The following is a 13,649-nucleotide window of genomic DNA, read 5'->3' on the forward strand; positions in this document are numbered from 1 at the left end:
AGAATCAATAGTAATATACAATGAAATGAGGCCGCATTTGAGTTTAGGCATGGAAACCCCAAACCAAGTGCATAAAAAAGACCAGGAGCAAAAGCTACTGGCCTTCAATTAAAACCGTCAACGTATTTTAGGACGAGACATAAATTAATTTTTATATGGTGTATTTCAAGGAGTGGTATGAATATAAACGCCAGCTTTATTAATTACTTAATGCTTATTTTAGTTCCGTTTTTTGCTGTAATGAGTTACCTCGGTAAACGTAAAACGACAACCCCCATCATTGTCGCTATTATCGGTGGTTTGTTAGGTTTAATGCCTTTATTTGGTCTGGTATTTATTGCTGTACTGGCGCTTAAAAAAGATATTGAGACGAGCGCGTGATCACAAGCCATTCGCTTTATTTTGAACACACCTTTGAAGTAAACCTAGCAGGGCAAACATTTTCGCATTGCGAATTTGAGCAATGCGAATTTATCGATTGCGACTTTAGCCACAGCCAGTTTGAAAACTGTCGGTTTATAGAATGCGAGTTTAAAAACTGTAATTTAGCGGCGCTTGGGCTCAAGTATACCTCACTTGAAGAGGTGAGCTTTAAAGCGTGTAAATTAACCAGTGTACGCTTTACAGATGTTGATTGGCCGCTGCTTGCCACCCGTGCCCCTGTGAGTTTTATTGGCTGTGAACTTAGCCATAGCAGCTTTTTTGAACTCAGTTTAAAGGCCTTAAAAATGCGCAGCTGTTTTGCCAAAGATGTTGATTTTAGGCATGCGGATTTATCATCTGCTGATTTTACTGATACTGATTTTCGTGACAGCGTGTTTCAACAAACGAATCTCAGTAAAGCTAATTTTATTGGCGCCAGCCATTTTGCTATTGATATAACCGCTAATAATATAAGTAAAGCTAAATTAGAGCGTTATGCAGCTTTGGACTTACTCGCCGGGCTCGATATAGAGCTGGTGGATTAAGTACCATTACTAATAGGATTAAGGAAAGCCATGAATTTAAGTCCCACCTCCTTGGAAGGAAAATTTATTAAATTAGTGCCATTAACACCAGCGCATCGTGATGCACTTGTAAATGCAGCCGCAGATGGTGAGTTGTGGAAATTATGGTTTACCTCTGTGCCCAATGAAGAGCGAGTTGATGATTATTTAACCATGGCATTTGAGCAACAAGCTCAGGGCCGAGCATTACCATTTGCAGTTATAGACCAGCAAAGTGGCGAGGTTATCGGTTCAAGCCGTTTTTGTAATATTGATACTAAAAACCGCCGTTTAGAAATTGGTTATACCTGGTATGCCAAGCGCTTTCAGCGCACAGCCGTCAATACCGAATGCAAAAAGTTACTGCTTAATTATGCTTTTGAAACGCTGCATGTGATTGCTGTAGAGTTTCGTACTCATTGGCATAATATGGCATCACGCAATGCTATTGCACGTTTAGGGGCTAAACAAGACGGTGTACTTCGAAACCACCAAGTAATGGCCGATGGGCATGTGCGTGACACGGTGGTGTTTTCAATTATTGATGGCGAGTGGCCGATGGTTAAACGCAGTTTAGAATATAAATTAGAGCAGTAGAAAGTGTTGACTCTAAGAAAAATAACTTTGTTATTAGCGTTTACGCTTTTTGGACAGCGAGCCATTGCTACTGAAACTGAGGTTTTGTTTGATACCCAACGATCGCGCCATATTCCAGTGACGATAACGCCTACCGATAGTAAATGCACCGCGCAGAAAAAGTGCCCCGTTGTTTTTATTGGCGCAGGTTACGGTATGGCGCATACAGATTATCAATTTGCGCAGCAGGTTTTTCATCAGCATGGTTATTTAACGGTTGAAGTTGCGCATGAATTAAACGGTGACCCAAGTTTAAATCCTGAGCCGCCTTACATGACGACGCGGATGGAAAATTGGCATCGCGGTGTAGAAACGCTGGTGTTTTTAGTGAATGAACTTAAAGGGCGTTATCCTGCGTATGATTTTAACCAGTTAACCTTGTTTGGGCATTCAAATGGCGGCGATATTGCAGCCTTGTATGCCGCTATTTACCCAGCGAAAGTGAGTAAAGTGATCACCCTTGATCATCGTCGTATGCTGATACCACGTAATAAAAACATTGCTGTGCTTACGCTACGCGGCAGTGACTACCCTGCAGATGACAACGTATTGCTCACACAGCAAGAGTTGGCTTTATACCCTGTTACACAAGTAACAATGGCAGGTTCTCGCCATAATGATATGTATGATGGTGGTCCAAAAGTACTGGTCGAGCGTATGCGCAAAGAGCTCGATGCGTTTTTATCACGCTATTAATTATTTTTGATATTCAGTTAAAACTGGGCATCAATATCGCTGCGGAAATTAAAATAGCCCATCTCAACGAGGTTGTTATACACACTTTCTATATTTAGTGGCAGCCATTGTTGATACATTTTTAAATGGCTGTATTTCTCTAAAGTAATTTCTTTTTGTAAGGTTGAGAGTTTTTTGCCTGCTAACATGCCATCGCGAACGGCTGCATGTAAGTCTTCAATATAGTGTAAGTAAGACACCACATCATCGCGGTTGCCAGTATCAGCGTGCCCACCTATAAACACAGCAAAAGGTGGCTCATTAAGAATGGCCTTTGTGGAAGAGAGCATTCCGTTAATATCGTACCCTATGAGGTTTTTATAAGGCATGCGGCCAAGTACAATCCAATCAACAACGTAAAGTACATTAGCTGGCATAAAACGCATACTGACATTACCTCGGCCATTATTTGGCCCGTAGTAATTGAGCACAACGTAACTCTCACCTAGGTTCAACGTTAATGTATCGCTAAATGTCAGATCAGGCAGGGCTGTCGGCACTTTATTCAATCTTAGGTCGTCAGCGGCAAACTTATGAGAAACGACGGTGGTGTTTTTATCAATGAGTTCATTACCGCCCATGGCATGGTCAACATGGCTATGGCTGTACACCATGTATTTAATGTCGGCGTTAAACGTTTTCTTTATATAACTTTTTAAATATTGTGCGGCATCACTATTGAGTGGGTCAGTCACTAATGCAACCTTATCAACGATCATAAAGGCGCTGTGGTAATGGCCGGCACTAAAGCGGTATATATTGTCTTTAATATTTTCAACCTTATAGCTTGTCTGTTCTACTGCAAAGGTATATTGACCGAGTAGCATTAGTAAGCTGAAAAGTACAAGGTGAAGCCTGGCGAACATAAACAATCCTTTTACGTTGAAACGTATCTAAATAAGCACATTAAAGTGCGTTCTAGCGTGTGTATTATAGTCGATAAAGTTTAGTTGATCTGTGTCAAATTTCAGGAACTCAGCCTGTAGGGGAGGACATAAGTCCTTATATTTTTAACTGCGTTTCTCTATCCTCGCGAAGCGCTATAATGAAGAAATGCTATGCTTAGCACAGACTTCTAGAACCTTATTCACTGGAAAAGACAATGCAACATTTACCTACCGTTGATTATAAAGCGAGCGATGCGGCCGCTCAATTTGTTGAGTCACTAAGAAACACAGGTTTCGGTGTATTAAAAAATCACCCAATTCCTCAGTCATTAGTTGAATCAATCTATAAAAATTGGCAAGAATTCTTTAATTCTGAGCAAAAGCATGCGTTTTTATTCTCAAAAGAAACACAAGATGGTTATTTCCCGCCGTCTGTGTCTGAAGTTGCAAAAGGCTTTACCGTAAAAGATATTAAAGAGTACTACCACGTTTATCCTAAAGGCCGAGTGCCCGCACAATTAGAAGAAGAAATTCGTGAGTACTATCGCTTAGCCAATGAGTTTGCAGCCACACTTTTAAGCTGGGTTCAAGCTGAAGCACCAGAAGACGTGCGTGCTAAGTTTTCTATCGATCTTAAAGATATGATTGCAGACTCTGAGCAAACACTTCTACGTATTTTACATTACCCCCCCATGACGGGTGATGAAGAGCCGGGTGCGATTCGCGCCGCTGCACATGGCGATATTAACTTATTAACGGTTTTACCAGCAGCGAACGAACCAGGTTTGCAAGTACAAACAACAGATGGCGGTTGGTTAGATGTTCCGTGTGATTTTGGTAACCTGATCATCAATATTGGTGACATGTTACAAGAAGCGTCGGGTGGTTACTTCCCATCGACTATTCACCGTGTGATCAACCCAACGGGTAAAGCGTCAACGAAATCACGCATTTCGTTACCGTTATTCCTTCACCCGCGTCCAGATGTTGTACTGTCTGAGCGCTATACTGCCGATAGTTATTTACAAGAACGTTTACGTGAGCTAGGCGTTAAGTAAAAGCAAACGACTAGAAAGAAGCGGCTCAGGCCGCTTTTTTCGTCTTTAATACACATACCAATAAATCGCCGTTATAAAATAATTCCATGCATTATTGGCTATCATAGGTATAATGCGCGCACTTCGGCAATTCAGCTGACTTTTTGAATTTGAGAGACACTATGAGTTTTGATGGCTTAGGATTATCACAGTCTTTAGTTAATGCAGTTTTAGAAAAAGGCTATGAAACACCTACGCCTATTCAAACACAAGCGATCCCTGCGATTATAGCGGGTAGAGACGTGATGGCCGCGGCGCAAACCGGTACAGGCAAAACAGCAGGTTTTACTTTACCGTTAATCGAGCGTTTAGCCAAAGGCAAAAAGGCAAGTGGAAATCGCGTGCGCGCGCTTGTGCTTGCACCTACACGTGAGCTTGCATTACAAGTGAGCGAAAACGTAGAGGAATATGCTAAGCATTCTAATATTAGTTCGTTTGTGGTGTATGGTGGCGTTAAAATTAACCCGCAAATGATGCGCCTTCGTAAAGGTGTTGATATTTTAGTTGCAACACCGGGACGCTTACTGGATTTACATAATCAGAATGCGCTCCAGTTTGATACCTTAGAAGTGTTAGTGCTTGATGAAGCCGACCGTATGCTTGATATGGGCTTTATTCACGATATTAAACGTATCATTGCGAAGTTACCTACTCAGCGTCAAAATTTGATGTTTTCAGCGACGTTCTCTGATGAAATACGTGCCTTAGCAAAGGGACTTATTAACGACCCAGTCGAGATTTCTGTAGCAGCTAAAAACACCACCGCAAAAACCGTGTCACAATCGGTTTACGCGGTTGATAAGTCAAGAAAAACAGCCCTATTGAGCCATTTGATTCGTACCAACAATTGGCAACAGGTATTAGTTTTTAGCCGTACCAAACACGGTGCTAACCGTTTGGTTAAACAGTTAGAGCGTGATGACATTGTGGGCGCGGCTATTCATGGTAATAAATCGCAAGGTGCGCGTGTTAAAGCGCTTGAAGGTTTTAAAAATGGCGAAGTACGTGTATTAGTTGCCACAGATATCGTAGCCCGAGGGCTTGATATTGTTGAGCTGCCACACGTTATCAATTACGACTTGCCGAATGTGTACGAAGATTATGTACACCGTATTGGTCGAACTGGTCGTGCAGGTGCTTCTGGGCATGCTATTTCGTTTGTGACAGCCGAGGATGCCATTGATCTATACGGTATTGAACGTTTTATTGGTGAATTGATCCCGCGCGCGACTGAAGCGGGGTTTGAACCAAGCAATCCCGTGCCTGAAAGAGAGCTTGATGCACGCCCAATTAAACCTAAAAAGCCGAAAAAAGCCAAACAGCCGTTTTCTAAGCCGAAGTCGGATAGTAAAAAACCAAATAGCAATGGCAGTGGCATAGGTCCACGCCGTGGTGGTTCGGGAAAAAAATCTAATGCCACTAAAGGAAGTGACGAGCAAACACAAAGCCCATGGGCTAAGCGTCAGTCTGTAGGGGGGAATGCTCAACGCAAACGTCGCCCTAAAAACGGTGGCTCAAATAACAGCTAATTTATCGGTTGATTAATAAAAAGCGCGCCTATTTTGGCGCGTTTTTTTATGGGTCTGCAAAGTCACACTGCTTTGAGGTAATTAACCGCTAAGCCAATGAATAAAGTCATGCTGACACTGAGTAAGGTACCGAGCATAACGTATTCAGTCAGTTTTTTATCTTTACTGGCACTTAAATCACCAAAGCGGAATACGGATTTTGCTGCAAGTAAAAAGCCAACGCCTGCAAATTGGTCCAGTAAGATAAATGTTAGCATTAATACGCGCTCAAGCATGCCAATACTTTGTCCTGCGGCTGGTAAACTGCCAGTGGCGCTAAAGCCAGATGTGATGCGCTCTAACATCATGCGAATAAACACCGCTGTTGGATTTAAAACCAATAAATAGCCACACAGCACCCATAATGTCGCCGGTTGTATCAACCATTCCCAGCTATGTGTAAAAAATTCATCGTTGTCGCTTAACCATATAGCCAGTAACAACAAGACAACTAAATGTGCAAGTTGGTCGACAATAAAAGGAACCACGCCTTTACTTGAGTAAGATTTAGCAAGGTCGATTACATAGTGTGTAACCATAATTACTGCCGTGGCGATAACGACGCTTGAAAGCGCTTGCCAACCATAATTAAACTCCCAAAGTAATAGCACCAAAAATGAGCTAACACCGTGGGTGAGCACGTGTAAGTAAAGTTTACTGGCACGAAAGTGGCGTGTATTTCTGTCATGCACCCAGCTCATGGGTTGCCAGTAAAAGTCGGCAATTAAATGCGCTAAAATTAAGCTTACGATAAGTAATGAAAAACTCATGTTGTCATTCCTTTGAGTGTGGTTTGGCTGTACTGCATAAAACGTTCAATTAATTGGTAGTGAGCTAAATTTAAAAGTTTTGTGACATTGGCTCGGCTTGTTGCGAGTTCTTTAGCAAGTTCGGCATGATTGTTGTGTTCTGCTGTTAAATAATAAAATAACGCATTTGCTTGTTTTTGACTCATTTTTTCAAGTAATACTTCAATTAGTTCAATATTGAGTAAAAAACCCTCGTCAAGGGGCTGATTGTCTATTTGTAAAATGAGTCGTTGATGGCCCATATTATCTAACCCCCGGCCAGATAGAGTATAGGCACTGCCTGTGGCTGTTTTTATATCAGCCCGTGGATTATCAACCTTTCCAATGGCCAGGCTTTGTCTGAGCTCATAATTAGCGGCTTTCATTTGCAAATATAAAAGTATCGCCGCACAACATACTGTATCAGGCGTCGCTAGATGCAGTTGCATAGCATCGCCGCGGTAAATGGTATAGTCAGCGTCGAACCGATTAGCAATAAAGCGTAGACTCTGATCAAGCTGATACAGCATCGCGTCGTATTCTTGCTGGGGGATTTTTTGTGACTTAATTAAATCACCACTGATCACCGCTATCATTATGGATTTCCTTTTTAAAGTAACTTAATTCGGTTACATCGCGATAAGTAACCAAATTCGGTTACTTTGTTTTATGTAACCAATTTAGGTTACTCTTTCGTAAATTTCAACCAAGATATGCTACAGTGTGATCAAACCACTAAGAATAGAATCAGTATGCAAGCAGTTGATAAGCCAAAAGTCGGCATTTTTGTTGATGTGCAGAATATTTATTATACCTGCAGAGAGAGCTATAAAAAGAATTTTGATTACAATGCCTTCTGGGCGAAAATGAGCGAACGGTATCAGATTGATTGCGCGATTGCGTATGCAATTTATCGCGGTGATGAGAAACAGTCTCAGTTTCAAAATATTCTCCGTGCGATTGGCTTTGAGGTAAAACTTAAACCTTTTATTCAACGCCGCGACGGGAGCGCAAAAGGGGATTGGGATGTTGGTATCACCATTGATATGCTTGAGCATGCAAAACAACTCGATAAAATGATTTTGCTCTCCGGCGATGGTGACTTTGCCTTATTGCTTGGCCACCTAGCACACAACTACCACATTCCTTGCGATGTGTATGGCGCTGAATACCTTACTGCCGATGTGCTTAAACACGCTGCTGCTGAGTTTCATTGTATTGATGATTCTTTGTTGCTCGGTAAGTGAAGAAAAATTATTCCATAATAAATAAAATATTTAAATAAAGTATTATTTCAGCTAAGCTAACATGAGTTACACTGATTACAAATAAAGGAAACGTGGTTTGTCAAAACCAGATTTATGCCAAAAAAGGTGTGAATGAAAGCGTTATCAGCCATCCTTGGTGGAGAATTAAAATTTCTTATCTTTAAATAAAGCTATTTAATTCAGTGGATTATGAATAAATATGAAACTAATGCTAATTTTTATAAAAAATATAATGACAACGCTGTCATTTGTTGTGTAACATTAAATCAACATGGGTCGAGATGATTTCGCATTCAGATAAGAAAAAAAGTGCGATTGAGACAAAAACTAAACGAAGGTTAGGGGTCGTTAAATGATGGCGAAGAGTGTGAGTGAGGACCAGTTGTTTATTGGTATTGATGGTGGCGGAACGAAATGTCGAGCAACTATCTACTCTGTTAAACAGGGTGTATTAGGAACCGGCCTGGGTGGTCCAGCGAATCCATTACATGGTTTGGAACGCACACTTGAATCAATCATGGTTTCCACACAGCTAGCGCTTCGAGACGCGGGATTACCCCTTGAAACGGTTCATCAACTTTATGCTGGCTTAGGATTAGCGGGTGTAAATCTTCCGAGCCTTTACGATAAAATTATGGAATGGGATCATCCATTCAAACAAATGTTCTTAACGACCGACTTACACACCGCGTGTATAGGGGCACATGAGGGCAGTGATGGCGCTGTTATTATTACAGGCACGGGCTCATGTGGTTTTTCATGCGTAAATGGTCGCACGACTAACTTTGGTGGCCACGGTTTTGCGTTAGGCGACAAAGGAAGTGGCGCATGGATGGGCTTAGAAGCAATTAAAGCCGCATTACTTAATTTAGATGGCTTAGGGCCTTCAACGAGCTTAACAAGAGTGATTACTGAACATTTTTCTGCTGAAAATGCGATGGGTATTGTTGAGCAAATGTCGGGACAGCCTTCAAGTAGTTATGCAAAACTAGCGCGCTATGTGTTTGACGCTGCTAATAATGGCGATGCGGTTGCCACTGCTATCGTTCAAGATGGTGCTGATTATGTGAGTAAATTAGCGCACCGTTTACTTGAAAATAAGCCTCCTCGGTTATCGATGATTGGCGGCCTAGCAGAGCCCCTTAATAAATGGCTTGATACTGAGATAGCAAAACGCGTAGAAGCGCCTATTCAGCCACCAGAAATGGGCGCTGTGTATTTCGCACAACAATCAGTGCTCGAACAAAATCAAGAGGTTGCTCTGTAATGGCTACTTATCATGCTACGTCATTGTTTACCGGTGACGAGTTTTTAGAAAATGTTTTTTTTAGTGTTGCAAATGGGGTGATGACATTTGTTGATGCTGTTGATAATGCGATTGAATTAGATGGCTTAGTCGCTCCGGGTTTCATTGATGTACAAGTGAATGGAGGAGGCGGTGCCTTCTTTAATGCTGAGCAAACAACAGAATGCTTAGACCGAATAGCGAAAGCACATGGTCAGTTTGGCACTACGGCACTGATGCCCACCTTGATCACCGATAAAGTTGAAGTAATGGCGATGGCGGCTGATGCAACAGCCAAAGCACTTGCTGAGGGGGTACCTGGGGTACTAGGAATACACTTTGAAGGCCCACATTTATCATTCCCTAAAAAAGGCACGCACAGTGAGCAATTCATTCGACCAATAACAGAACAAGAATTTGCGATTTATGCACGTCAAGACTTGGGTATAAAAATGGTGACCTTGGCACCTGAAAGTGTCAGTACCAACGACATTGCTCGTTTAATCGAATGTGGTGTAAAAGTATCTATTGGTCACACGAATGCTGATTTTGCGACAACGAATGCAGCACTTGCAGCGGGAGCCGATGGGTTTACACACTTATTTAATGCTATGTCAGCGTTCACTTCTCGAGAGCCTGGTGTTGTTGGTGCCGCGCTTTGGGATGATAACAGCTGGTGCGGATTGATTGTTGATGGTCACCATGTACACCCATCATCAGCCAAGTTGGCAATTCGTACCAAGCAACGTGGGAAAATCATGTTAGTCACAGACGCGATGCCACCTGTGGGTACAAATGATATGGAATTTGATTTTTTTGATGGTCGAAAAGTAATTCGAACAGGTGATCGTTTAAATTCAACGACGGGCGAGTTGGCGGGCAGTGTATTAGACATGGCAAGCGCGGTGCGAAACACCGTGAATACCTTAGATGTTAGTTTAGCGGAAACATTACGCATGGCGTCACTGTATCCTGCACAGTACCTCGGTTTAAAGAAAAAAGGCCGCTTACTAGAAGGCTATGATGCCGATTTTGTCGTACTTGATGAGCATCAATGTGTGACAGCTACTTTTATTGCTGGTAAAGCGCTGTAATTAACTTCCCTGGTAAAAACCCCCGCCGTTGTATCGCGGGGCTTTTTGTATTCGAGGTAATAACATGACAACAACACACCCTACAAAAAAACGTTTAGCCTCATTAGATGCGCTTCGTGGCATGGACATGTTTTGGATATTAGGTGGTCAGTCGATATTCGCAGCGCTATTTGTGTTAACAGGCTGGACTGGCTGGAAAGTATTTGAAGCACATACTGTGCACAGTGCCTGGCATGGCTTTACTTTTTATGACTTAATTTTCCCGTTATTTATTTTCTTATCAGGCGTTGCTATGGGGCTTGCACCGAAGCGCATTGACCACTTAAGTTGGGATGAGCGTAAAGTGTATTACCGTAAGGCAGCTAAGCGTTTGTTATTATTGTGCCTATTAGGGATTTTGTATAATCATGGTTGGGGCACAGGCATGCCTGTGGCGCTTGATGAAATCCGTTATGCCAGTGTACTTGGTCGCATTGCGATCGCGTGGTTTTTTTGTGCCATGCTAGTGTGGCACACGAGTCTGCGTACTCAAGTTATCACGGCATTGTCTATTTTAGTCGGTTATTGGGTCCTTTTGTGCTTTGTGCCAGTACCCGGTGGCAGTGCAGGGGACTTATCTGCAGCGAGGAGTTGGAATGCATGGTTTGATGCACATTTATTACCAGGCATTAGCTATCAAAACCGTGTCGTTGACCCAGAAGGCGTGCTGTCGAATGTTCCAGCGATTGTTAATGCTTTAATCGGTGTGTTTGCAGGCCAACTTATTGCCCGAGCTCAGCAAATGGGTGAATGGAAAATGTCGGTGATACTGTTTGCCTCAGGGGTTATCTGTGTGTGTTTAGGCTGGTTATGGGACTTACATTTTCCGGTAAATAAAGAATTATGGACGAGTTCGTTTGTATTGGTCACTGTTGGCTGGAGTGCGATGTTACTTGCTGTGTTTTACGCGCTGGTGGATATTCTGCCAGGCCAGCGAGCAGCGTATCCATTTGTGATCATTGGTGCTAATTCAATTATTATTTATTTGGCATCAAGTTTGGTGAATTGGGGCTATGTAAGCCAAAGTGTGTTTGGTGGAGTGATCCGCTCAACACCAGAAATATGGCAGCCTTTAATGAGTGTTATTGCATTACTGGCCGTTCAAATGCTGGTGTTACATTGGATGTACCGCCGCAAAATTTTCGTGAGTGTATGACAAAATAGCCCCATTTTTTGTCGAAAACAGTTATTTTTTATTCACTTTTACTTTACAAACTTAAATCTAAAAGTGATAATGACAGCGTTGTCATAATGGTTGTAGTCACTGTACCGTATCCTGGCAGTGGCTTGATCTAAAACCCAATTAGATTGCACGTGTGGTTGGGTTTTAGATCCCATTTTTTTCCAACTTAAAATTAGAGCTAATCGATATGCAAATAGTGATTCTTGATGATGCCGCACAAGTCGCAGCCTATGGTGCTGACATCTTTGCAAAACAATTATTAAAAAAGCCAGCGTCAGTACTTGGTCTCGCAACAGGTTCAACACCTGTTGCGCTATATCAAGAACTCATTACTAAAAATAAAGCGGGTGATATTTCCTTTAGCCAAGCGACAACATTTAATTTAGATGAATACTTAGGTTTAACAGGTGAGCATCCACAAAGTTACCGATACTTTATGAATGAGCAGCTGTTTAATCATATTGATATCGATAAAGCCAATACGCATGTGCCGCCAGGGGATGCAGAGAATCCTTTGGTTGCGTGTAAAGACTACGAGCAAAAAATTGTCGATGCGGGCGGCATCGATGTGCAATTACTGGGCATTGGTCGTAACGGTCACATTGGCTTTAATGAGCCGTCGTCAGGGCTTGCATCACGCACACGTGTTAAAACACTGACTAAAGCAACGATAGATGATAACGCGCGTTTTTTTGCTGAGGGCGAATACCAGCCTCATTTATCAATTACGATGGGGATTGGCACCATTCTCGACGCTAAAAAAGTGGTGCTGCTAGCAACAGGTGAAAGTAAAGCCGATGCTGTACATGCGATGGTTGAAGGCCCATTAATGGCGAAATGCCCAGCATCAGCATTGCAGCTACACAAAGATGCAGTGATTATTATCGATAAAGCTGCTGCAAGTAAATTAGAAGATTTAGCGTTTTATCAGCACATAGAGGCTGAAAACCAAAAATTACAGGCACACCTAGCGAGCTTGTAAAATTGTGAGAGAGCATAAAAAAGCCCATTTGGGCTTTTTTTATGCCCGTTATAAATTGGGTTTATCATCAGCTTATGGTAATTTCGTAGACGAACCTTTTTAGGATACTAAAACGTAGTTTCTTTAAATGGTTAGAGTAGAAGATGTAAATTATTTCAAAGGAACGTCATGCTGAATTACTCTCAAATGCCATTGGACCGTGCATCAAATCGTCGCAAAGATCCTAAGTGGCTAAAGGCACAAATAAATTCGCAAAGCCGCTGGTTATTGGTTAATAAAAATCAAAGTTTATTCGTAAAAGATACGCCGCAAGTATGTTATTTACGGTTATCGCAAGTGGATCATTTAGACTTATCAAAAGGCATTTTGCTTGGCCTTGATGAGCAGGACATTGCTCATTTTGCATTGGATGTAAGTGACGTTCCAGAATCGGTAATAGCCCCCGTACTTGATGGTGCTGAATTTGTTGATATTCGCAAGTTAGGCCCTCAAGTTGAACTTAAACAAGGCTCTATTGCAGCCCTTGCCAGAGGTTTATGCTTTTGGCATGCAACGCATCGTTTTTGTGGTCGATGTGGTCATGAAAATAACATGGTTGAAGCGGGTCATTCACGCTTATGTGAAAATCAAACCTGTCAACATCAAACATTCCCGCGCACTGATCCTGCCGTTATTATGATTGTAACAAAAACCTTTGCTGATGGCGTTGAGCGCTGTTTACTAGGTCGCCAAGCCAGTTGGCCCGAAGGGGTTTATTCAACGCTTGCTGGATTTGTTGATCCTGGCGAAACGTTAGAACAAGCCGTTGCACGCGAAGTAATGGAAGAAGCGGGGATTGAGGTGACAGAGATTCAATACATTGCCTCTCAACCGTGGCCATTTCCTTCCTCTATAATGTTTGGTTTTATGGCAACCGCCGTGTCAGAAGATATCTTAGTTGATAAAGACGAATTAGACGATGCGAGATGGTTTAGTCGTGCTGAACTTAATGAATTTGGGCAATGGCATGAACAAGGCAATCACCTTAAGCTAACACGACAAGATTCTATTTCACGATTTTTGGTTGAGCACTGGCGCAACCTGTAAAGCAGATTGGAAAAC

Annotated in this window: 15 protein-coding genes; 12 read left to right on the forward strand and 3 right to left on the reverse strand. The window is 42.2% G+C overall.

What is annotated here, in order from left to right:
• Nucleotides 1–177 precede the first annotated feature (177 nt).
• The 4 genes from JIG41_RS14390 to JIG41_RS14405 are packed head-to-tail and all read left to right on the forward strand — an operon-like array spanning nt 178 to nt 2,318.
• The gene (locus JIG41_RS14390) at nt 178–381 is read left to right on the forward strand and encodes a hypothetical protein (RefSeq protein ID WP_199524994.1); all 204 of its coding nucleotides are present in this window, start codon (nt 178–180) and stop codon (nt 379–381) included.
• Nucleotides 378–968: a pentapeptide repeat-containing protein gene (locus JIG41_RS14395; RefSeq protein WP_312000527.1), complete on the forward strand. Its 591-nt coding sequence runs from the start codon at nt 378–380 to the stop codon at nt 966–968. The genes JIG41_RS14390 and JIG41_RS14395 overlap by 4 nt, the downstream gene beginning before the upstream one ends.
• A gap of 30 nt (nt 969–998) precedes the next feature.
• On the forward strand, nt 999–1,583 hold the full coding sequence (locus JIG41_RS14400) for a GNAT family N-acetyltransferase (RefSeq protein WP_074989717.1): 585 nt from the start codon (nt 999–1,001) through the stop codon (nt 1,581–1,583).
• A 3-nt stretch (nt 1,584–1,586) separates the two neighbouring features.
• A complete protein-coding gene (locus JIG41_RS14405; RefSeq protein ID WP_409372737.1) occupies nt 1,587–2,318 on the forward strand; it encodes an alpha/beta hydrolase in 732 nt (243 codons plus the stop codon).
• 17 nt (nt 2,319–2,335) lie between these two features.
• Here the strand turns inward: JIG41_RS14405 and JIG41_RS14410 are convergent, their stop codons facing one another.
• Nucleotides 2,336–3,223, reverse strand: coding sequence for an MBL fold metallo-hydrolase (locus JIG41_RS14410; protein ID WP_199524995.1), 888 nt, complete (start codon nt 3,221–3,223; stop codon nt 2,336–2,338).
• A gap of 236 nt (nt 3,224–3,459) precedes the next feature.
• Here JIG41_RS14410 and JIG41_RS14415 point away from each other — a divergent pair, with 236 nt between their 5' ends.
• Nucleotides 3,460–4,302, forward strand: coding sequence for an isopenicillin N synthase family oxygenase (locus JIG41_RS14415; protein ID WP_036969353.1), 843 nt, complete (start codon nt 3,460–3,462; stop codon nt 4,300–4,302).
• A 161-nt stretch (nt 4,303–4,463) separates the two neighbouring features.
• On the forward strand, nt 4,464–5,870 hold the full coding sequence (locus JIG41_RS14420; protein WP_065979349.1) for a DEAD/DEAH box helicase: 1,407 nt from the start codon (nt 4,464–4,466) through the stop codon (nt 5,868–5,870).
• 62 nt (nt 5,871–5,932) lie between these two features.
• Here the strand turns inward: JIG41_RS14420 and JIG41_RS14425 are convergent, their stop codons facing one another.
• Entirely contained in the window at nt 5,933–6,679 is a 747-nt protein-coding gene (locus tag JIG41_RS14425; RefSeq protein WP_036969349.1) for a DUF3307 domain-containing protein, read from the reverse strand.
• Nucleotides 6,676–7,293: a hypothetical protein gene (locus JIG41_RS14430; protein ID WP_074989714.1), complete on the reverse strand. Its 618-nt coding sequence runs from the start codon at nt 7,291–7,293 to the stop codon at nt 6,676–6,678. Before JIG41_RS14430 ends, JIG41_RS14425 begins: the two co-directional genes overlap by 4 nt.
• 156 nt (nt 7,294–7,449) lie before the next feature.
• Here JIG41_RS14430 and JIG41_RS14435 point away from each other — a divergent pair, with 156 nt between their 5' ends.
• The 6 genes from JIG41_RS14435 (at nt 7,450) to nudC (ending at nt 13,634) form a co-directional block, all read left to right on the forward strand.
• Nucleotides 7,450–7,944: an NYN domain-containing protein gene (locus tag JIG41_RS14435; RefSeq protein WP_081759726.1), complete on the forward strand. Its 495-nt coding sequence runs from the start codon at nt 7,450–7,452 to the stop codon at nt 7,942–7,944.
• A gap of 373 nt (nt 7,945–8,317) precedes the next feature.
• Entirely contained in the window at nt 8,318–9,232 is a 915-nt protein-coding gene (nagK, locus tag JIG41_RS14440; protein WP_036969344.1) for an N-acetylglucosamine kinase, read from the forward strand.
• Nucleotides 9,232–10,344, forward strand: a complete 1,113-nt coding sequence (gene nagA, locus JIG41_RS14445) for an N-acetylglucosamine-6-phosphate deacetylase (protein WP_196857694.1) — start codon at nt 9,232–9,234, stop codon at nt 10,342–10,344. The genes nagK and nagA overlap by 1 nt, the downstream gene beginning before the upstream one ends.
• Before the next feature lie 64 nt (nt 10,345–10,408).
• On the forward strand, nt 10,409–11,539 hold the full coding sequence (gene nagX, locus JIG41_RS14450) for a transmembrane glucosamine N-acetyltransferase NagX (protein ID WP_180311497.1): 1,131 nt from the start codon (nt 10,409–10,411) through the stop codon (nt 11,537–11,539).
• 214 nt (nt 11,540–11,753) lie between these two features.
• Nucleotides 11,754–12,548, forward strand: a complete 795-nt coding sequence (nagB, locus tag JIG41_RS14455) for a glucosamine-6-phosphate deaminase (RefSeq protein WP_180311498.1) — start codon at nt 11,754–11,756, stop codon at nt 12,546–12,548.
• 168 nt (nt 12,549–12,716) lie between these two features.
• Nucleotides 12,717–13,634, forward strand: a complete 918-nt coding sequence (gene nudC / locus JIG41_RS14460) for an NAD(+) diphosphatase (protein ID WP_036969334.1) — start codon at nt 12,717–12,719, stop codon at nt 13,632–13,634.
• Nucleotides 13,635–13,649 lie beyond the last annotated feature (15 nt).

The sequence above is a fragment of the Pseudoalteromonas sp. bablab_jr011 genome (assembly GCF_016464045.1).
GTDB lineage: Bacteria > Pseudomonadota > Gammaproteobacteria > Enterobacterales > Alteromonadaceae > Pseudoalteromonas > Pseudoalteromonas lipolytica.

Excerpts from the sequence above, each read along its gene's own strand:
- JIG41_RS14390 (WP_199524994.1), top strand. The coding sequence starts at position 178 with ATGAATATAAACGCCAGCTTTATTAATTACTTAATGCTTATTTTAGTT.
- JIG41_RS14400 (WP_074989717.1), top strand. The coding sequence starts at position 999 with ATGAATTTAAGTCCCACCTCCTTGGAAGGAAAATTTATTAAATTAGTG.
- JIG41_RS14410 (WP_199524995.1), bottom strand. The coding sequence starts at position 3,223 with ATGTTCGCCAGGCTTCACCTTGTACTTTTCAGCTTACTAATGCTACTC.
- JIG41_RS14415 (WP_036969353.1), top strand. The coding sequence starts at position 3,460 with ATGCAACATTTACCTACCGTTGATTATAAAGCGAGCGATGCGGCCGCT.
- JIG41_RS14420 (WP_065979349.1), top strand. The coding sequence starts at position 4,464 with ATGAGTTTTGATGGCTTAGGATTATCACAGTCTTTAGTTAATGCAGTT.
- JIG41_RS14425 (WP_036969349.1), bottom strand. The coding sequence starts at position 6,679 with ATGAGTTTTTCATTACTTATCGTAAGCTTAATTTTAGCGCATTTAATT.
- JIG41_RS14430 (WP_074989714.1), bottom strand. The coding sequence starts at position 7,293 with ATGATAGCGGTGATCAGTGGTGATTTAATTAAGTCACAAAAAATCCCC.
- JIG41_RS14435 (WP_081759726.1), top strand. The coding sequence starts at position 7,450 with ATGCAAGCAGTTGATAAGCCAAAAGTCGGCATTTTTGTTGATGTGCAG.
- nagK (WP_036969344.1), top strand. The coding sequence starts at position 8,318 with ATGATGGCGAAGAGTGTGAGTGAGGACCAGTTGTTTATTGGTATTGAT.
- nagA (WP_196857694.1), top strand. The coding sequence starts at position 9,232 with ATGGCTACTTATCATGCTACGTCATTGTTTACCGGTGACGAGTTTTTA.
- nagX (WP_180311497.1), top strand. The coding sequence starts at position 10,409 with ATGACAACAACACACCCTACAAAAAAACGTTTAGCCTCATTAGATGCG.
- nagB (WP_180311498.1), top strand. The coding sequence starts at position 11,754 with ATGCAAATAGTGATTCTTGATGATGCCGCACAAGTCGCAGCCTATGGT.
- nudC (WP_036969334.1), top strand. The coding sequence starts at position 12,717 with ATGCTGAATTACTCTCAAATGCCATTGGACCGTGCATCAAATCGTCGC.